This window comes from Vibrio sp. 10N.261.51.F11 (assembly GCF_041471665.1).
Classification (GTDB): Bacteria; Pseudomonadota; Gammaproteobacteria; order Enterobacterales; family Vibrionaceae; genus Vibrio; species Vibrio crassostreae_C.
Genome location: NZ_JBFROW010000035.1, coordinates 1 through 20,317 on the forward strand (window position 1 = coordinate 1; position 20,317 = coordinate 20,317).

11 protein-coding genes are annotated in these 20,317 nt (G+C 46.6%); 2 read left to right on the forward strand and 9 right to left on the reverse strand.

Annotation, left to right across the window (positions count from 1 at the left end):
• Positions 1-563 precede the first annotated feature (563 nt).
• The 9 genes from AB4351_RS12190 to gltB (AB4351_RS12230) all read right to left on the reverse strand — a co-directional run bounded on the left by AB4351_RS12190 (position 564) and on the right by gltB (AB4351_RS12230) (position 16,856).
• Positions 564-1,181, reverse strand: coding sequence for a TRIC cation channel family protein (locus AB4351_RS12190; RefSeq protein WP_017070823.1), 618 nt, complete (start codon positions 1,179-1,181; stop codon positions 564-566).
• A 74-nt stretch (positions 1,182-1,255) separates the two neighbouring features.
• Positions 1,256-2,125: a vitamin B12 ABC transporter substrate-binding protein BtuF gene (btuF, locus tag AB4351_RS12195; protein WP_017059298.1), complete on the reverse strand. Its 870-nt coding sequence runs from the start codon at positions 2,123-2,125 to the stop codon at positions 1,256-1,258.
• 1 nt (position 2,126) lies between these two features.
• Complete coding sequence (locus AB4351_RS12200) at positions 2,127-3,086, reverse strand: cobalamin biosynthesis family protein (RefSeq protein ID WP_372126144.1); 960 nt, start codon at positions 3,084-3,086, stop codon at positions 2,127-2,129.
• A gap of 10 nt (positions 3,087-3,096) precedes the next feature.
• Positions 3,097-3,792, reverse strand: coding sequence for a 5'-methylthioadenosine/S-adenosylhomocysteine nucleosidase (mtnN, locus tag AB4351_RS12205; RefSeq protein WP_012603226.1), 696 nt, complete (start codon positions 3,790-3,792; stop codon positions 3,097-3,099).
• Positions 3,793-3,918: 126 nt separating this feature from the next.
• Positions 3,919-4,347, reverse strand: coding sequence for a DUF1499 domain-containing protein (locus AB4351_RS12210; protein WP_372126146.1), 429 nt, complete (start codon positions 4,345-4,347; stop codon positions 3,919-3,921).
• A 171-nt stretch (positions 4,348-4,518) separates the two neighbouring features.
• The gene (locus AB4351_RS12215; RefSeq protein WP_372072700.1) at positions 4,519-5,931 is read right to left on the reverse strand and encodes an FAD-dependent oxidoreductase; all 1,413 of its coding nucleotides are present in this window, start codon (positions 5,929-5,931) and stop codon (positions 4,519-4,521) included.
• A gap of 16 nt (positions 5,932-5,947) precedes the next feature.
• On the reverse strand, positions 5,948-10,411 hold the full coding sequence (gene gltB, locus AB4351_RS12220) for a glutamate synthase large subunit (protein ID WP_372126149.1): 4,464 nt from the start codon (positions 10,409-10,411) through the stop codon (positions 5,948-5,950).
• Positions 10,412-10,839: 428 nt separating this feature from the next.
• Positions 10,840-12,309, reverse strand: coding sequence for a glutamate synthase subunit beta (locus tag AB4351_RS12225; protein ID WP_017066517.1), 1,470 nt, complete (start codon positions 12,307-12,309; stop codon positions 10,840-10,842).
• Positions 12,309-16,856, reverse strand: coding sequence for a glutamate synthase large subunit (gene gltB / locus AB4351_RS12230; RefSeq protein WP_371721277.1), 4,548 nt, complete (start codon positions 16,854-16,856; stop codon positions 12,309-12,311). Before gltB (AB4351_RS12230) ends, AB4351_RS12225 begins: the two co-directional genes overlap by 1 nt.
• A 529-nt stretch (positions 16,857-17,385) precedes the next feature.
• Between gltB (AB4351_RS12230) and AB4351_RS12235 the strand changes: the two genes are divergently transcribed.
• Positions 17,386-18,339: a TIGR01212 family radical SAM protein gene (locus AB4351_RS12235; RefSeq protein WP_372126151.1), complete on the forward strand. Its 954-nt coding sequence runs from the start codon at positions 17,386-17,388 to the stop codon at positions 18,337-18,339.
• Between the two features lie 91 nt (positions 18,340-18,430).
• The gene (locus tag AB4351_RS12240; protein WP_017059307.1) at positions 18,431-20,182 is read left to right on the forward strand and encodes a diguanylate cyclase domain-containing protein; all 1,752 of its coding nucleotides are present in this window, start codon (positions 18,431-18,433) and stop codon (positions 20,180-20,182) included.
• Positions 20,183-20,317: the final 135 nt, after the last annotated feature.

Sequence of the window (20,317 nt, forward strand, 5' to 3'; positions counted from 1 at the left end):
CAAAGTGTGCTCGCGCCCTGCCCCCCTCTGAGACGGCGCGGATCTTTCTACGTAAAGAAATAAATAATGTTGGCATCACCTCATTATCGCCAAGCTTTACAAGGCTAATCTAATAACTAATGGCTTCGTGGATATCAACGTCAAAGCTTACGCTATGTTCTCTGCTTTTCGAGCCATGTTTTTCATCTTTTACTCACTCTCTCTAAAGGTCCTGAGTTCTGTTGAGTCTATGGCTATGTGGTGAGCAGCACCTTTATATTTATTCCAATATTTAACTTTACCGTTTGTGAGCGATAGCTTATACAGGTGTAATTAAAGGGGGGGGGGGGCTAACCTCAATCCCCCCACTTATTTATCTTGGTTCGACTGACTTGGAGATATTTTGCAATTTGTGTACGAGAGAGGCCTCTTAAACGTGTGCGAGTAAACGCACACAAATCAATGATGAAAATTGGAAGGGATTGGTATTTCGTAGCAGGTCATTTCGTGAAGGCTGCTTAGTTCACACTAAAATGTAGATGATAGAGGCCCCTTTGCGGAGCCTTTCACTTTGTAACGATAGCTTATTTGATGGCGAAGGTCGGCAATGATAAATGCCAACGAATAGCGCCAAGCCTGATCAATAGTGTTGAGAACACGCCGGCCAGAAATGCAGTTTCTGAGTCGTGCCCCATGCTGATCGCCACGGTATGGAAAGCGCCACCAATGATACAAGCGGTCGCGTAGACTTCACTTCTTAGAATCATTGGCACTTCACGGGCAAGCACGTCGCGGATAATACCGCCACCGCAGCCGGTGATGACACCCATGATGATCGCCACTAGTGCTGAATCTTGATAGATAAGTGCTTTTTCTACACCAATGCCAACAAACACCGCTAGGCCAATCGCATCACATACCGGCAATATCCACCAAGCCAGACGTTTCGGGCGTCTTACAATAATCATGGTCAACAAACAGGTGATGATGATGACCCAAAGGTAGGTGGTATCGGTGATCCAAAACACGGGAGTTGCACCCAATGCCATGTCACGAATTGTGCCGCCGCCAATCGCGGTTACACTGCCTAGAACGGCGACGCCAAAGGGATCCATCTTAAGACGGCCAGCGACAAATACGCCTGAGACGGCAAAGATGGCAGTGCCAAATAAATCGATAATATAAAGCAGCATGGAGTCCATGATACTGGTGCTCTTATAGTTAAAATTGTAGGGACAGGTCGGTGGCGAATTGTACGAAAAAACGCAGCAAATAGTTAGTGATTTTGCCTAGCTCTATCAAAGAAATCGCACACTTGTTGGATCGCTTTCAAAGTTCTCGTTGTCGGGCGATTAATCCAGTCAGAATTGAGGGACCAAATCTGATTTTGAGCGACAGCTGGGATCTCATCTTCCCATGTTTGCCACATGGTTCCATTCTCAATCGCGTGCTGAGAAGTGAAGATTACTTGCGGTTTTCTTAATACAACTTGTTCAATACCAACTTGCGGATAGGGAGAGGCGCTGTCTTCAAAAATATTGTGGCCACCACAAAACTCAAACACCTCACTTGGCCAGTGTCCTTGAGCAACAGTGATGATCGGCTTTTCACTGAGCTGGTAGAAGTAGTTTACTGGCTCGGCATCTTTGTATTCTAGTCTCAACGCGTTGAGCTGCTCTCTGTATTGCTGAGCGTTATTTTCGCCAATGCTTGGATCGCTAGCGTATTCGCTCAGTTGTTCAATATTGGTTGCGATACTGTCTAGGCTTTTGGTCTTGGAGTAGTAAATATTAAAACCAAATTGCTCTAGTTTCGCGAGCTCTCTGGGCGGGTTTCCCGCTGGCCACGCAAGAATCAAATCAGGCTGAAGTGCGATGATCTTCTCAACCTTGATACCTTGATAGTTTGCCACTTTTTCAAGCTTATCGGCTTGTGGTGGGTAATCACTTCGTTCACTTACGGCAACAAGGTTGTTGCCTAAACCAGCGCTGTACGCGAGTTCAGTGGCATGAGGAGCAAGGCTGACTACGCGTTGAGCCAGCTGTACTTGTTCTTGAGTCCGTGGTGCTTCTTCTGCAAATGATAAAGGCAGCCATAAGCTGGAAGACAAAATAGTAAGGCTTGTAACAAGTGCTGAAGGTTTCACTCTAAATCCCTTGGTGAATAAATAGTAAGGCTAGGCTTTGTAAAAATATCCAGATAGCGATGCGACCAAAGAGTAGTTTCTGAACCTGAGATAGATGCAGAGCTGACGGTGCGATTCTTCCGCCTAATTTTGCGCGAATGGCTTTAGTGTTGTCGTAAATCGCAGGGCCACCTAATGATAACTCCAGCTTGTTGCCAACAGCCGTGATTAACCAGGCTGGGCCGGGTAGGGGCCAAGAGCGACTTTGGACTAGCATCATCTTAAATGTGTGCGTTGCTTTATCACCAAAGACGATCATCAAGGCAAATAAGCGCATTGGTATAAGTTCTAGGATAGCGACGATCTTGATTGCCGTTGAGCCGAAAGGAGAAAACTGCTTGCGACTTGGCGACCAAGCTCGAGCTAACTCGACCACAAGGCGATACATTAACGCAGCGATTCCACCACCAATGGCGTACCAGAACAACACACAAACTACGTTACGAGCGTAACCCATGATTATGGTTTCTGTGGCGGCTTTGCCGAGGCCAAGTGACGAAAGTGGTTCGGTTTGACGATTGACAATCGGAGCCAGTAACTGACGAGCGGCCGCTTTATCTTCTCGGCCAAGTACTTTGATCAGTTGGTTAGCCAGCTTTTCATTATTGCGCCAATCAATCGCGAGTAATAACAGTGCCAATTCAAACAGTTGAGATTGCCAAACCAATGGTTGCAGTGCCAATAGAATAACCAGAGTTGGCAGTACCATTAACCCCCAGGCTAATGTGCCTGAGATTAAACTTTGGGAATAGTTGTGGTTGTTATTGTTATTAACCTTGCTTGCTAAAAGCTCAGCAAACTTATGCCATAAGGTCGTGGGGTGTGCGGCATGGGGGATAGGTAAAATTAAATGAAAAAGCAGTGCTCCCCACATCACAAGGAGCACGCCATTTGCAAATACCTGATCAAACAGTGTTTGCATGTCTAGTCGCTTACTTTAGTAGGGCAACCATCTTGATAACCATTTCAGAAGAGCTTTGCGCTGCTAGTGGCAGGAACTCTTCGAAGCTCATTGGTGATTCTTTGTCTGCAACATCAGAGATTGCACGAACAACCACGAATGGTACTTGGAATTGGTGACAAGCTTGAGCGATAGCCGATGCTTCCATCTCTACAGCAACAACAGATGGGAAGTGCTTGCGGATGAACTCTTGGCGTTCTGCTGTGCAAACAAATGCGTCGCCAGTACAGATAAGACCGCGAACGGCATGCTTGTCTTCCATTTGTGCTAGAGCTTGTTCAGCAACAGCCATCAGTTTGTCGTCAGCTTTGAACGCTGCAGGTTGACCTGCCATTTGGCCGATTTCGTAACCGAAAGCCGTTACGTCTGCATCGTGGTGACGAACTTCAGTCGAGATAACAACATCGCCAAGGTTCAGTGTTGAATCAAAACCGCCAGCAGAGCCAGTGTTTAGAACGACATCTGGTTGGTATTCGCTTAGTAGGATTGAAGTACCAACTGCTGCTGCTACTTTACCAATGCCTGATTGAAGCAAAACAACGTCAACACCATTTAGCTGACCAGAGAAAAAGGTACAACCGCCTTTATTAACTTCAGTAATGTCTGAAATTGCTGCTTTTAGGATCGCAACTTCTTGCTCCATTGCGCCAATGATGCCGATTTTCATGTGTAGTCTCTTAATAAAAATATTTAAACAGTAGAGCGAAATTGTAGCATGGATGAGAAGTGTCGAGCGACAGCCCTGAAGCACTTCTCATCCGAATAGCAGCGATTTATCTGCGTATTCCTTTATCTATTTGATTAGGCCTTCGCTTTTTAGGCTTGCGCGAAGTTGTTCAGCGCGTTTACGGTTCACACCAAAATCAGAATGGCCAGTACGAGATTCAGAACGCACGATCAGTTTGCCATCGGTGATTTTAAGTTCTAAGTCATCGACAAAGCGCATGATGCGAGAGGTACATTCAACACGCAGGTAATCATCGGTTTTACTCGCGGTTTTCGAACCCGGCAAGGTGAGTGCAACCTGCTCAATCGCATCTAGGTTTGCTGAATCTGATAACTCAAATGCGGCCAATGCATGCTGCTCACGATCATCTTGAGTTGATACGCAGTTTGGTTTGTCTCCACAAGGTGATGAAGTTCTGTCTTTCATGTCCGTGATTCCTTGGCTGCAAGCGGTTAACGTTAAAAGTGATAGCGAGAGGAGAGCGGCTTTTTTCATAGTGTTTCCTATGGCTTGTTTTTAATTCTAATTGTAGTTATCGGCATTGGTTTGTCTGCGATTGTTTTACGTATTTTTGTTGTGCTTGTGATAAACGTATCTAATTCAAAAAAGGATCCATCATTGGATCCCTTTTTTATAGTAACGAACTGAGTAATAAAGGAAACCTAATCACACTTCTAAGTAATCTAATATCCCTTCCGCGGCTTTGCGGCCTTCATCGATAGCGGTCACTACCAAGTCAGATCCTCGAACCGCATCACCACCTGCAAAGATCTTGCTGTTGGTGGTTTGGTATTGAAACTCTTGTTTGTTAGGAGCCTTGATGCGACCCCACTGATCGAGCTCCACACCGAAAGGTTCTAGCCATTCCATCGCATGAGGTTGGAAACCAAATGCCATGATAACGGCATCTGCTTCAAGAACATGCTCACTACCTTCTACAGGTTCCGGGCGACGGCGACCTGCTTCATCAGGTTCACCCAAAGCGGTTTTTACGAATTTAACGCCAACCACATGACCAGCGCTGTTAAGCTCTAAGCCAATAGGTTGGAGGTTGAACTTGAACTTCACCCCCTCTTCACGTGCATTTTTTACCTCACGGCGAGAACCTGGCATGTTGGCTTCATCTCGGCGGTAAGCACACACCACATCTGCCGCATTCTGACGAATAGAGGTTCGAACGCAGTCCATCGCCGTATCACCACCACCAAGCACGACGACTTTCTTACCTTGCATATCGATAAATGGGGTTGGGTTTTCCAGTTCCATGACCTTGTAGGTATTAGAAATCAAGAATGGCAGAGCATCATAAACGCCCGGTGCATCTTCGTTGTCTAAACCCGCACGCATGTTTTTATAGGTGCCGACACCAAGGAAAACAGCGTCGTAGTCATCGACGAGTTGCTGAAGTTGTACATCTTTGCCGACTTCGGTATTCATTTGGAACTCGACGCCCATCTCGCTAAAGATACGGCGACGATTTTCCATGATGCCTTTCTCAAGCTTGAACGATGGAATACCAAACGTCAGTAGGCCACCGATCTCCGGATAGCGGTCAAACACAACGGCTTTTACGCCATTACGAACTAGGATGTCAGCAGCAGCAAGACCTGCTGGCCCCGCACCGATGATCGCGACCTTTTTATCAGTCCACTCAACGTGAGACATGTCAGGCTTCCAACCCATCTCAAAGGCTTTGTCGGTAATGTACTTTTCAATATTGCCAATGGTTACGGCACCGAAATCGTCATTGAGGGTACAAGAGCCCTCACACAAGCGGTCTTGAGGGCAAACTCGACCGCAAACCTCAGGCAGGCTGTTGGTTTGGTGAGACAGTTCAGCGGCTTCGATAATACGCCCTTCATTGGCAAGCTTAAGCCACTGAGGGATGTAGTTGTGAACAGGACATTTCCATTCACAGTATGGGTTACCACAGTCTAAACAACGGTCTGCTTGCGCTTTCGCTTGCTGTTTAGTGAAAGGTTCGTAGATCTCTACAAACTCAATCTTACGTATCTTGATTGGTTTCTTCGCTGGGTCTACGCGATTCACATCAATAAATTGGTATACATTCTGGCTCATTATTGGCTCCTTCCAATTATTGCGCTTGAACACGAAGTTCAGCTGAGCTGCGGCTTTGGTGGCCGAGCAAGGTGTTCAGATCCGCCGTCTTTGGCTTCACTAGGTAGAACTTTGGAATCCATTCATCAAAGTTCGCCAGAATAGCTTCAGCGTGTACTGAGCCAGTCTCTTCTAAGTGCTCTGCAATTAAGCCACGCAGATGTTCTTGGTGGATAAATAAGTCAGACAGAGAAAGTGCCTCAACCGATTCGTTGTTCACTCGGCCTTGGAAGTCTTCGTTTTTATCCATCACATAAGCAAAACCACCTGTCATACCTGCGCCGAAGTTCACTCCGGTTGCGCCAAGAATCGCTACAATACCGCCTGTCATGTATTCACAAGCGTTGTCGCCTGCGCCTTCAATCACAGCGACGGTACCTGAGTTACGTACGCCAAATCGCTCGCCTGCAGTTCCTGCTGCAAATAGCTTGCCTCCGGTTGCACCATACAAACAGGTGTTGCCTATGATGGTCGCTTCGTTACAAGTAAATGCGGTGCCTTGGTGAGGCTTGATAACCACTTTGCCGCCAGCCATGCCTTTGCCAACATAGTCATTGGCATCGCCTGTTAGGTAAAGCTCAACGCCGCCTGCGTTCCAAACCGCAAAAGACTGACCTGCGGTACCGTCGAGATATAACTTGATTGGTGAACCTGCCATCCCTTGGTTGCCGTATCGCTTAGCAATTTCACCAGAGATACGAGCGCCAATCGAGCGGTCTGTGTTGATCACGTTGTAGTAGAGGCTGGTGGATTGGCGCTTCTCAATTGCATCGAGTGCATCATCCAGAATCTGCTGGTTGAGCTGAGCTTTATCAAATGGTGCGTTTGGCTCGGTCCAAAACAGTGGGTGACCTTCTGGAGATACCGGAGCTTCGAGTATTGAAGAGAGATCGAGCTTGCTCTGTTTCGCGGTGAGGCCTTGAACGGCTTCAAGTAAATCCGTGCGACCAATCAGGTCCGTGAGTTTTTCTACGCCGAGTTCTGCAAGGTATTGGCGAACTTCATCGGCTAGGCCTGTAAAGTAGTTCACCACCATGTCTGGCAGGCCTTTGAAGTATTCGCGGCGTAGTGTTTCATCTTGAGTCGCAACACCCGTCGCACAGTTGTTTAGGTGACAAATTCGTAAGAACTTACAACCCATTGCGACCATTGGCGCGGTACCAAAACCAAAGCTTTCTGCACCGAGAATCGCACCTTTAATCACATCAAGGCCAGTTTTTAAACCACCATCGACTTGCAGGCGGATCTTATGACGAAGCCCGTTAGCAACCAGTGCTTGTTGAGTTTCTGCTAAGCCAAGCTCCCAAGGGCAACCTGCGTATTTTACCGAGGTTAGAGGGCTTGCCGCGGTACCGCCATCGTAGCCAGAAATGGTGATCAGATCGGCATAGGCTTTCGCTACACCAGTTGCAATCGTGCCTACACCCGGTTCCGATACTAACTTTACTGAAACCAAGGCTTTAGGGTTCACTTGTTTAAGGTCGAAAATCAGCTGCGCTAGATCCTCGATAGAATAAATATCGTGATGTGGAGGAGGGGAGATCAGTGTCACCCCTTGAACTGAATATCTCAGCTTAGCGATTTCTGCGGTAACTTTATGGCCGGGCAGTTGACCACCTTCTCCAGGCTTCGCACCTTGCGCGACCTTGATCTGCAAAACATCCGCATTGGTTAAGTAATGTGGCGTCACACCAAAACGACCGGAAGCTATCTGCTTGATACGAGAGTTACGGTCAGTACCAAAGCGTCGAGGGTCTTCACCACCTTCACCAGAGTTTGAGTAACCACCCAAGCGGTTCATCGCCATTGCTAATGCTTCATGCGCTTCTGGGCTCAAAGCACCGATCGACATTGCCGCAGAGTCGAAGCGTTTAAACAGATCGCTGTTAGGCTCGACTTGCTCTAGTGGTAGAGGCTGATCGGCTTTTTTGAGGCTCATTAAGTCGCGTAACATCGCAGCTGGACGAGCATTTACTTGCTTAGCAAAAGAGAGATAATCCGATGTCTCACCTGTTTTTACTGCAGTTTGCAGAGTGCCAACCACATCAGGGTTATAGGCGTGATATTCGCCGCCGTGTACGTATTTGAGTAAACCACCGTGCTCGATTGGCTTACGCTTAGTCCAGGCTTTACGAGATAAGTTATAGATATCTTGCTGGAAATCGCTAAAGCTTGCGCCTTGGATTCGAGTGGTAACTCCGCGGAAACAGAGCTCAACAACATCGGAATGAAGGCCAACGGCTTCGAAAAGCTGTGAACAGCGATAAGAGGCAATGGTTGAAATTCCCATCTTCGACATGATCTTGTACAGACCTTTGTTGATGCCGTTTTGGTAATTTTGCATTGCGGCACGATAATCTTTATCTAAAGAGCCATCATCCAACATTTTACCTAACGCTTCATAAGCGAGGTATGGGTAAACCGCGGTTGCACCGAAGCCAAGCAGCACAGCAAATTGGTGTGGGTCGCGCGCAGTTGCTGTCTCAACAACGATGTTGGCATCACAACGCAGGTTGGTATCAGCAAGCCTTGTTTGCACCGCACCAACCAACATGGCTGCAGGGATCGGTAGTTTTCCTTTCTCTAAACCTTTGTCCGACAGCACAACTAAAACCGCACCTTCGCTGACTTCTTGTTCGGCGCTATCACATACTGCTTTGATTGCTTGTTCTAGATCTTGGTTATTCGGGTCGTAGTGCATGCTGAGAATGACATGACGATAATGTTTTTGACTCAACTGCAGAAGCTGCTGCATGTCTGAGTAAAGCAGTACTGGTGAATCAAACGTGACACGATAGGCGTGACCGTCTGTTTCACAGAACACGTTCATCTCTTTCCCAATACTGGTCGCCAAAGACATCACGTGTTTTTCACGCAATGGATCAATCGGTGGGTTGGTGACCTGTGCAAACTTTTGACGGAAGTAATCAGTGACCAAGCGTTCTTTTGAAGAGAGCACAGCCATTGGCGTGTCGTCGCCCATTGAGCCTACTGCTTCTTGCCCCATATCACCAAGCACACGCAGCACTTGGTCGGACTCTTCGTTGCTCATCGCAAACTGTTTTTGGTAGGTCTTGAGCGTGTCATCGTCAAAGCTGCGCTTACCGACTTGCTCATCGGGCAGATCGGAAAACGGTGTGAGTTTGTGAACGTTCTTTTCCATCCACTCTTTATAAGGATGGCGACCTTTAAGGTCATTGTCGATCTCGTTAGATTGCCACAATTTACCGCGGCGCGTATCTATGACGAGTAATTCACCTGGGCCGACACGCCCTTTCTCTGCCACTTCATCTGGCGCGTAGTTCCAGATACCGACCTCAGATGCCAAGGTGATCAGGTTGTCTTTGGTGATGACATAACGCGCAGGACGCAGGCCATTTCTATCGAGGTTACACGCAGCGTAACGACCATCAGAAAGTACGATACCTGCAGGGCCATCCCACGGTTCCATGTGCTTGGAGTTGAAGTCGTAGAATGCACGTAGATCTGGGTCCATATCTGGGTGGTTTTGCCAAGCGGGCGGCACAAGCATGCGCATCGCTCGGAACACATCCATACCACCGGCAAGGAACAGGTCGAGCATGTTATCTAGGCTTGATGAATCTGAGCCTGTCTCATTCACAAAGGGTGCGGCGGTTTGTAAATCTGGCAGCAACGGCGAAGAGAATTTATAGGCACGAGCCTTAGCCCATTGTCGGTTACCTTCAATGGTATTGATCTCACCATTGTGCGCTAAATAGCGGAATGGTTGAGCCAGTGGCCAACGTGGCTGAGTATTGGTTGAGAAACGCTGGTGGAACAGACATATCGCCGATTCCATGCGTAAGTCTGCAAGATCGAGGTAAAATCGCGGAAGATCGGCCGGCATACACAGACCTTTGTAAACCATGACTTGTGTCGAAAGGCTACAAATATAGAAATCTTTGTCTTCGGTGATCTGTTTTTCAATTCTGCGACGAGCGATATAAAGGCGTCGTTCAATATCGCGTTCACGCCAACCCGCGGGGGCCGAGATAAACACTTGCTGAATATTGGGAACTGAATCTTTGGCAATCGGACCTAATACGTCGGTGTTGGTCGGTACTGCGCGCCAACCTGCAACCGTTAAGGTCTCTTGAGCGAGCTCTTTATTGACGATGTCTTGCGCGGATTGCGCTTTGATTGGATCTTGGCTGAAGAAAATCATGCCGACAGCGTATTGCTTGCCGAGCTTGAAGTTATTCTCTTCAGCAATAATTCTGAGATAAGAGTCAGGCTTCTGTAGTAATAAGCCACAGCCATCCCCGGTTTTACCATCCGCAGCGATACCACCACGGTGTGTCATGCGATCTAGGGCTGAAATAGCAGTTCTTACCAACTTATGACTAGGTTGGCCTTCCATTTGCGCTATTAAACCAAATCCACAGTTGTCTTTTTCAAGACTAGGATCATATAGAGCCATTGCAATTCTCCCTTTTGCTTCTCTGTCATCCAGACAGTAAATGACTAACTATTCATATACTTGTTGTTTTTTATAAACTGATAGTTTGCTTTAGCCAGTTAAAACGTTATTGGTTGTGTTAACAAAACCGATTGATTTTATTTTCATCAGCTTTACAACGTATAGCTAATTGTGTTTAAGGTCAAGTTCATGGTTAATTATCATGCATAAACGCGATTAGCCACTTAATAATCTAAAATAGTCGATGGATATCAATGAGATATATAAGGTGAATGTTAACGAGATTTAACATATACAACAGGATGATTTTGAAAACGACAAATGCCAGATAGAAAAAAGGCTAGCATCGAGTGCTAGCCAAATATAAAAGTTAGGAAGGGTATTGCTTTTCCTCTAGGCTAACGTAATTGACGTTAGCCCGAGAAATATTATGCGGAAAGCATGAGTGAATCAGCTTTCGCTTCTAAGTTTGAGTTACCCATTAAGAAGTCATCAATGGCAATTGCACATTCACGACCTTCATTAATACAACGTACAACTAGAGATTGACCAGTACGCATATCACCAGCAGCGAAAACGCCTTTCTGGTTCGTTGCAAAACCTTCAGAAGCGACGTTACCGCGCTCGTCCAGTTTAATGTCTAGTTGAGCAAGCACGCCGGTTGGCTCTGGGTGTAAGAAGCCCATTGCTAGGAATGCCATGTCACAAGGAATAACACGTTCAGAGTTCGCGACTTCATCAAAGCCTGGACGCTCACCTGGTTTCGCATCTTGCCAAACGATGTCAGCAATACGTAGACCCGTCACTTGACCTTGCTCGTTACCGATGAACTCTTTGGTTAAGATGTTCCAGTGACGTTCACAACCTTCTTCGTGAGAAGTGGTGGTTTTCATGATCATTGGGTATTGAGGCCAAGGCATGTTTGCAGGGCGCTTCTCTGGTGGGATCGGCATGATCTCAACCTGAGTAATGCTCGCTGCCTTATGACGGTTTGATGTACCCACACAGTCAGAACCAGTATCACCACCACCGATAACCACAACGTGCTTATCTTTAGCGTGAATCTCTTCTGTTTTAAGATCTAGGTTGTTAGCACGGCGGTTGTTTTGACCAAGGAATTCCATGGCAAAGTGAACGCCTTTCAACTCACGACCAGGGATTGGCAAGTCACGTGGAACCGTAGAACCACCCGTTAGCAATACCACATCAAACTCTTGGCGTAGCTGCTGAGCGTTAACATCAACACCGATGTGTTGGTTAACTTTAAACTCAACGCCCGCTTCAGCCATTAGGTTGATCTTACGATCAATCACGTCCATACCCAGTTTGAAGTCTGGGATACCGAAGCGAAGTAGACCACCGACTTTCTCGTCACGTTCAAATACCGTTACCGAGTGACCAGCGCTGTTTAGCTGCTCCGCTGCGGCTAAGCCAGCAGGACCTGAACCGATAACTGCGACAGTTTTACCTGTGCGAGAGCGTGGTGTTTTAGGTTTTGCGTACCCTTCACGGTACGCAGTTTCGACAATCGTTTTCTCGATATTACAGATAGTGATTGGGTCTTGGTTGATACCAAGAACACAGGCACTTTCACAAGGAGCAGGACAAACACGACCGGTAAACTCAGGGAAGTTGTTGGTAGAGCTTAGGATGTTCCAAGCCTCTTCCCAGCTGTCACGGTAAACCGCATCATTGAATTCTGGGATGATGTTACCAATCGGACAGCCGTTGTGACAGAAAGGTACGCCACAGTCCATACAACGAGAGGCTTGAGTATTGATCTTTTCACCAAACTCTTCGTTAAGTACGAACTCTTTGTTGTCTTCAATTCGAACTGACGGGTCGAGCTTCTTTGGAAGCTCACGACCGTGTTCTAAAAATCCAGTAGGCTTACCCATTATACTGCCTCCACTTCTTCCGTTTGTGCCTGTTGTGCTTCAGCTTTACGCTTTTCAAGAACAGCTTTGTAGTCGCGTGGCATTACTTTAACTAGCGATGCAACACTTGCTTCAAAGTTGTCTAGGAAAGATTGAGCAACTTCACTTCCTGTGAATTCAACATGCTTAGTTAGCATATCTAGTAGAAGATCTTTATCTTCTTGTTCAATTGGATCTAGGTCTACAAGTTCAGGGTTGAGCTTGGTTTCGAAGTCACCCGCTTTGTCCCAAACATAAGCAACACCGCCACTCATGCCCGCAGCAAAGTTACGACCTGTTGAACCAAGGATAATGGCAACACCACCAGTCATGTATTCACAACCGTGGTCACCAACGCCCTCAACAACAACCTTCGCACCTGAGTTACGAACACAGAAACGTTCGCCTGCCATACCGCGAATGAAAGATTCACCTGAGGTCGCACCGTAGAAACATACGTTACCAACCACGATGTTATCTTCAGCAACGATAGAAGATTTCGCATCTGGGTACAGTACCAAAGTACCGCCAGACAGACCTTTACCCCAGTAATCGTTCGCGTCGCCTTCTACTTCGAACTTAACGCCTTTCGCAAGGAACGCACCGAAAGATTGGCCAGCACTACCGTGGAACTTAACGTTCATTGGTTGTGGTAAACCTTGGTCTTTGTAAACCTTCGAGATTTCGTTCGACAGCATGGTACCCGCAGAGCGGTCCGTGTTGATGATAGGGAAGCTCGCATTCACGGCTTCGCCTTTCTCAAGCGCTGGAATCGCAGCTTGAATCAACTTGCGGTCTAGAACGTCTTCTAGGTTGTGGTTTTGTTGCGTCTGGTTGTAGATACCATCTTCTTCACGAGCCTGCTCAATGTGCAGTACAGGTGTTAGATCTAGGTTCTTGTACTTCCAGTGGCCGATGTCATCACGAACTTTAAGTTTGTGCGATTGACCAACCATCTCATCGATAGAGCGGAAGCCAAGTTCAGCCATTACTTCACGCAGACCTTCAGCCATGTATTGGAAGAAAGTGACTACGTCTTCTACGCGGCCGTCGAAACGCTCACGCAGAGTTTTGTTTTGTGTTGCGATACCAACAGGACAGGTATTCTTGTGACACTTACGCATCATGATACAGCCTTCAACAACCAATGCTGCTGTTGCTACGCCCCATTCTTCAGCGCCAAGTAACGTTGCTACTGCAAGGTCACGTGGTGTTTTCATCTGACCATCAGACTGAACAACGATACGGTTACGTAGGCCGTTTTTCAGTAGTGTTTGGTGCGTTTCCGCTAGACCCAGCTCCCAAGGCAGACCTGTGTGACGGATAGAAGACATCGGAGATGCACCCGTACCACCATCAAAACCTGCGATAAGTACCACGTCAGCTTTCGCTTTCGCTACACCAGATGCAATCGTACCTACGCCAGCTTCTGATACTAGCTTCACGTTTACACGGCCATTACGGTTCGCGTTTTTCAGATCGTAGATCAGCTGAGCCAAATCTTCGATTGAGTAGATATCGTGGTGTGGCGGTGGCGAGATAAGACCTACGCCCGGAGTCGAGTGACGCGTTGCGCCGATCCAGTCATCAACCTTATCACCAGGTAGTTGACCACCTTCGCCCGGTTTCGCACCTTGAGCCATCTTGATTTGTAGCTCATCAGCGTTAGATAGGTAGTAAGACGTTACACCAAAGCGACCAGAAGCCACCTGTTTGATTGCTGAACGTTCCCAGTCGCCGTTTTCTTTACGTTCGAAACGTGCTGGATCTTCACCACCTTCACCTGAGTTTGATTTCGCGCCAATGCGGTTCATCGCAACAGCCAGTGTTGAGTGAGCCTCATGCGAGATTGAACCAAAGCTCATTGCGCCGGTTGCGAAACGCTTAAGAATGTTCTCGATTGGTTCTACTTCTGCTAGAGGAATAGAGCCTGCAGGGTTCTTGATGAAGTCCAGTTGGCTACGTAGCGTTGCTGCGTTGTCGCCTTGGTCATCAACTGCTTTTGCGTACTTCTTGAACTGACCGTAATCTTTGTTACGCGTCGATTCTTGAAGTAGAGAAATCGTTTCTGGGTTGAATAAGTGTTTCTCACCACGTTGTTTCCACTGGTAAACACCACCAACATCAAGGATCTGAGCTGGAATTTCACGAGCTGGGTAACCAACACGGTGACGAACCAATACTTCTCGCGCGATATCGTCGATCGTTAGACCTTGGATACGAGAAACAGTACCGGTGAAGTATTTTTCAACCACTGATTTGCTAACACCAAGTGCTTCAAAGATTTGTGCACCGTGGTAAGACTGCAGCGTAGAGATCCCCATCTTAGAGAAGATCTTAAGTAGACCGCCGTTAACACCTTTACGGTAGTTATCGAATAACTCACGTGGGTGTACGTTTGGATCTAGCTTCTTAGTGCGTTGCAGTTCAACAATCGTTTCAATAACTAGGTATGGGTTAACTGCGTTTGCACCATAACCGATAAGCGTTGCAAAGTGGTGTGTCTCACGAGCGTCGCCCGTTTCAACAACGATGTCACACTTAGCACGTAGACCTTTACGGATTAGGTGGTGGTGAACCGCGCCAACCGCCAGCATTGCTGGAATAGCGGCATGGTTAGAGTTAACCGCACGGTCTGTCAGTAGGATGATAGAGTAGCCATCAATCACTGCGTCTTCTGCGTATTGGCAGATACGCTTAAGTGCGCGCTCTAACTTACCTTGGTCGCCATTTGCTTGGAATACGATATCCAGCGTCTTCGCCTGAAGGTGCTCGTTATCGATTGCACGCAGTTTTTCTAACTCAGAGTTAGACAGTACTGGAGACTCAAGTTCTACTTTTTGACAGTGCTCAGGTGTTTCAGCAAGTAAGTTCTGGTCTTTACCTAGGTAAGTGTTCAGAGACATAACCATGCGCTCACGAATCGGGTCGATCGGCGGGTTAGTTACTTGTGCAAACAACTGTTTGAAGTAGTTTGAAAGGTGCTGCGATTGGTGAGAAAGAATCGCTAGCGGCCAGTCAGCACCCATTGCAGAAAGTGGCTCGTAGCCTGTTTTCGCAAGAGGTAGAATGATTTCGTTTACTTCTTCAGAACTCACGCCAAACGATTGTTGTTTGTGTAGTAGTTTCTCTGGAGAAGGTTGGCTAAATTCGTTGCTCGCATCCGGTAGCTTTTTCAGGCTCAGAAGGTTCTCTTCAACCCACTTTTCGTAAGGTTGTGCTTTAGCAATGCTGTCTTTCACTTCTTGATCAGAAATGATGCGGCCTTGCTCAAGGTCAGCAACGAAGATACGACCTGGTTGTAGACGACCACGGTACTCAACGTTTTCAGGTGCAATCTCAACAACACCAGACTCAGACGCCATTACTAGGAAGTCGTCTTTAGTTACTGTGTAGCGAGAAGGACGCAGACCGTTACGGTCAAGTGTTGCACCTACTTGAACACCATCGGTGAAACATACTGATGCTGGGCCATCCCATGGTTCCATTACGTTCGCGTGGTACTGGTAGAACGCACGACGAGTTGGATCCATGTTTTTGTTTTCTTGCCATGCTTCCGGGATCATCATCATCAACGCGTGTGGCAGAGTACGACCTGAAAGAACAAGTAGCTCAAGCGCCATATCGAAGTTTGACGAATCCGAACTACCTTCCTGACAGATAGGAAGCAGCATGTCGATTTCAGCTTGTGTAAACAGATCCGATTCTAGGATTGCTTCACGTGCTTTCATCCAGTTCAGGTTGCCGCGAACCGTATTGATTTCGCCATTGTGCGCGATGTAACGGAAAGGCTGAGCTAGACGCCAACGAGGGAATGTATTGGTAGAGAAGCGAGAGTGTACTAGTGCTAGAGCTGTCACCATGGTTGGGTTTTGCAGATCTAGGAAGTACTGAGGAACTTGTTCAGTTGTTAGCTGACCTTTGTACACCAATGTCTTGTAAGACATAGAGTTGATGTAGAAGTCATCACCGATATTTGAAACGCTTTCTAGGCATACACGAACCGTGTAGTTACGTAGAACATACAGTTTACGCTCAAGCTCTTCTGGTGTGATACCAGGGCCGCCAGAAATAAATACGTGTTCAAATTGAGGTTCAGTGCTTAGTGGGTCAGCACCAATCATTGAATTGTCCGTTGGAAGTTCACGGTAACCGATAACTTCTAACTCAAGGCGTTGTGCATTGCGTTCTAGAATGTCACGACACTGTGCACGTTTGTGTTCATCTTTAGGGAAAAGTACAACACCAACACCATATTTTTCAAAAGATGGCAGCTTAATTCCAAGCTTTACGGCTTCTTCTAGTAAGAATTCGTGCGGCTTCTGTAGCAGGATACCTGCACCATCACCAGAACACGGATCGCAGCCTTGGCCGCCACGGTGTTCCATACGTGCAAGCATATCGAGTGCTTGAGTTACTACATCATGAGATTTGCGATTCTTTAGATGCGCAACAAAACCGATACCACAAGCGTCATGCTCCAATTCAGGAGTATACAGACCCTGTGAGTTCTGCTCTTGATCTACCATAGATACATCCTTCCAGTTAAATCTAGGCGCAACTTATTTGTATAAAGTCAGCCTTGTCCTTTTATATTTATGGGTCTAAACCTGCCTATGCTGGCGGTTTGAATCCTTTCCGTATCTCGCAGGAAAAGTATTGCGAGAAAAACAATCCTTAGTGATACCTGTTTATTTTTAACCACAAACTAGTGGTTTATATAGGTGGGAGTTAGATATCACCGACTTATTAGCAAGTTTTCGTTGTAAGTAAATACTCAAAAATAGCCAATATGTGTAAGTATCCTACAATTTTGTCTAGGCGAATTGCAATGAAAGTTGACCCATGTAGACCATTTTTTTCGTTTTATTTTGAATTTAATGCCTAACAAATGTGCAACATTAGGCGAATAGAGCCGATTTTTTGCATGTTTATTGATATTTGTTAGGTTGCTCGCAAAAAGCCTTGAGTAAACTAATTGGTCGAATTTTGCAGGGATGTAATTTTTTTTCAAAAAAGACTGATATTCATTCTTATTTACTTGAGTGCTTTGAAAATATGCAATTACACGAGTTGGTCAATACTATCGGCCAAGACCTTCAACGCCGTTATGGCGAGAAGGTTCACAAGCTGACGCTTCATGGTGGTTTCAGCTGCCCAAACCGAGACGGGACAATTGGCCGTGGAGGTTGCACGTTTTGTAACGTGGCTTCCTTTGCCGATGAACAAACTCAAATTCAAAGTATTGCTGACCAGCTAAAAGATCGTGCGGGTGAGATTGCTCGTGCCAAGAAGTACCTGGCTTACTTTCAGGCGTACACCAGCACTTATGCTGAGGTGCAAGTGCTCAAGAATATGTATGAAGAGGCGCTAAAAGCACCCGGTGCAGAGATCGTCGGCCTTTGTGTTGGTACGCGACCAGACTGTGTGCCTGATGCGGTGTTGGATCTGTTAGCGGGCTACGTTAAACAAGGCTATGAGATTTGGCTCGAGCTTGGCCTGCAAACCGCCAATGATAAAACCCTCAAGCGAATTAACCGCGGCCACGATTTTGCAGTGTATGAAACGATCACCCAACGCGCACGCGCTTTAGGTATCAAGGTGTGTACTCATCTGATTGTTGGCCTACCAAAAGAAACCAAAGCGGATAACCTTGAAACCTTAGACAAGGTATTAGCCGTTGGCACCGATGGTATTAAGCTGCACGGCCTTCATATAGTAGAGGGCAGTACCATGGCTAAGGCGTGGAAGACCGGAAAGCTAGAAGCCCCAAGCCTTGAAGAGTACATCGATATCGCGAGTGAGATCATTCAACGCACGCCTGCGGACGTGGTTTATCACCGTGTTTCTTCAGCGGCGAGACGCCCAACCTTACTTTCTCCTTTATGGTGTGAGAACCGCTGGTTAGCGATGACTGAAATAGGTCGTTCGTTGGATAAAACCGGTGCTCAAGGCATCAAAACGGGCTCTGCATTCGAGTACACGTTGCCTGTTTTAAACGCGGCCAATTAATAGAAATGGGTGACTGTAGGTAACAGCAGATAAAACCAATAAATAGTGGTAACATTTCCCTAGCAGATTTTATGGTATAGATTGAGAGTAAATGGAACTGGTAATGACTTGGTTGTGGGACAGGGCGTATGGCTACGGTATTTATATCGTTGTTGTATTGCTGATTGCTCTCATCTGCTGGCATCTCTATTCTCGTTATCAGTCGCATATCGAAACGCTTCTACTTGCTACCCCGTCGCCACTCTACTTTGTTGATGTTCGAAGTGGCGAAATACTCTATGCCAATCGCCAAGCCATGCAGTTGCTTGGTATCCGCCAAATCGGTGTTAATTTTCGCTTTCCTACTGTGGAAAGCGAGAACAGCTTTCGTCACTACTTAACCAACCACATCAACTCTCGAGCCTTCGAGCAGGTCTCCCTGTGGGCGCTTTCTGAATTTGAGTCGTTCAAGATCAACTTGATCGGTCGTAAGATCCATTTTAGAAATAAGCAGGCTTGGATGATTCACGCCTCACCTTATAAAAACACTAACGAAGAACTGTCCCAAGAAGTTCGAGAACTGAATGTTGCTCGTACCGCTTTGGATTCTTTGTCTGAGCTGATCTACGTGAAAGATCAGAAAGGTCAGTTAGTGACGAGTAATCGCTCGTTTAAAAAGTTTTGGCATGGTCGTGCTGAAGAGGGCACCCTGAGTGTTTCTGGTGGAGTATTAAAAGGTCGTGTAAGTGAACGCTCTTGGACTACAGATCAAGATGGAAAAAGCTGCTTGCTTGAAACCTACCAAAGTGTGCTGCTTTCCCAAGATGGAGAAACCATCGGCACGCTCTCTATTAGTCATGATGTGACCGATTGGCATGACATGCAGCAGAAACTGCGTGGCGAGATGGAGAAGCGAAAAGATACCGAAGTGGCACTTGCGCAGCGTGACACCATCTTGCAAAACCTCCTGGAGGCCAGCCCAGACTCGATTGGTATCTTTAATGAAAACATGGTTTATCAAGCGTGTAATAAACCATTTGTGGCTGCGCTGGGTATCTCTGAAGTCAGTGACTTGATCGGTAAACGTTTACAAGATGTGGTGCCACATAGCATCTATACGCGAATATCAGAAACCGATCATCAAGTGCTTCATCAAAGTAAATCACTGCGTTATATCGACAAAGTGGTCTCAAGTGATGGAACATTTACTTGGTATGATGTAGTCAAATCACCGTTTAGAGATCCAGCATCGAGCACTAATGGTGTGTTGATCATGGCGCGTGATATTACAGAGCGTTATCTAGCAGAACAAAAGCTTGAAGAAGCCAACCTTGAACTTGAACGCCTCAGCTTTATGGATAGCCTGACTAAAGTGTCTAACCGACGTCGTTTCGATGAACAGCTCTCTACACTGTGGCATTATCATGTGCGTGAGAAGCTGCCACTGACGATCATGCTATGTGATATCGACTTCTTTAAAGGCTACAACGACTTTTACGGACACCAACAAGGCGATGATGCTTTGATTCAGGTTTCTCAGGCATTTAAGCAGGTGTTGAATCGTTCATCTGATTGTGTGGCTCGTTATGGTGGTGAAGAGTTCGGCTTTATTCTGCCAAATACAACGACCGAAGGTGCTCAGCTGGTGGCGCAGCGTATTCATGATGAAGTCCTAAAATTGGAACTTGCGCATGAGAAGTCGACAGTCTCTGAATTCATCACGGTGAGTATTGGTATTATCTCTTACATTCCTACACCTGATGATGAAATGGAATCGGCTGTTGCCTTGGCTGATAGTGCGTTGTATCAAGCGAAATCAGACGGTCGCAACCGTTCAATGGTGCATCCATACTCAATTCGCTAACGCTATAAAATTGGCAATTTGATTATCCCCGGCTATTTTTGCTTAGTTAGTATTTGTATTGGTTAATTAACCTTCGAAATTACCGCTGAACACTTGCTGCGTGTGATGTAGCTAGCTTACCTCCCATCTTCAAAC

Coding starts and splice junctions, on each gene's coding strand:
- AB4351_RS12215 (WP_372072700.1), bottom strand. CDS start 5,931: ATGAGCCAGAATGTATACCAATTTATTGATGTGAATCGCGTAGACCCA.
- AB4351_RS12200 (WP_372126144.1), bottom strand. CDS start 3,086: ATGCAAACACTGTTTGATCAGGTATTTGCAAATGGCGTGCTCCTTGTG.
- AB4351_RS12210 (WP_372126146.1), bottom strand. CDS start 4,347: ATGAAAAAAGCCGCTCTCCTCTCGCTATCACTTTTAACGTTAACCGCT.
- AB4351_RS12190 (WP_017070823.1), bottom strand. CDS start 1,181: ATGGACTCCATGCTGCTTTATATTATCGATTTATTTGGCACTGCCATC.
- AB4351_RS12240 (WP_017059307.1), top strand. CDS start 18,431: ATGGAACTGGTAATGACTTGGTTGTGGGACAGGGCGTATGGCTACGGT.
- gltB (WP_371721277.1), bottom strand. CDS start 16,856: ATGGTAGATCAAGAGCAGAACTCACAGGGTCTGTATACTCCTGAATTG.
- AB4351_RS12225 (WP_017066517.1), bottom strand. CDS start 12,309: ATGGGTAAGCCTACTGGATTTTTAGAACACGGTCGTGAGCTTCCAAAG.
- gltB (WP_372126149.1), bottom strand. CDS start 10,411: ATGGCTCTATATGATCCTAGTCTTGAAAAAGACAACTGTGGATTTGGT.
- mtnN (WP_012603226.1), bottom strand. CDS start 3,792: ATGAAAATCGGCATCATTGGCGCAATGGAGCAAGAAGTTGCGATCCTA.
- AB4351_RS12235 (WP_372126151.1), top strand. CDS start 17,386: ATGCAATTACACGAGTTGGTCAATACTATCGGCCAAGACCTTCAACGC.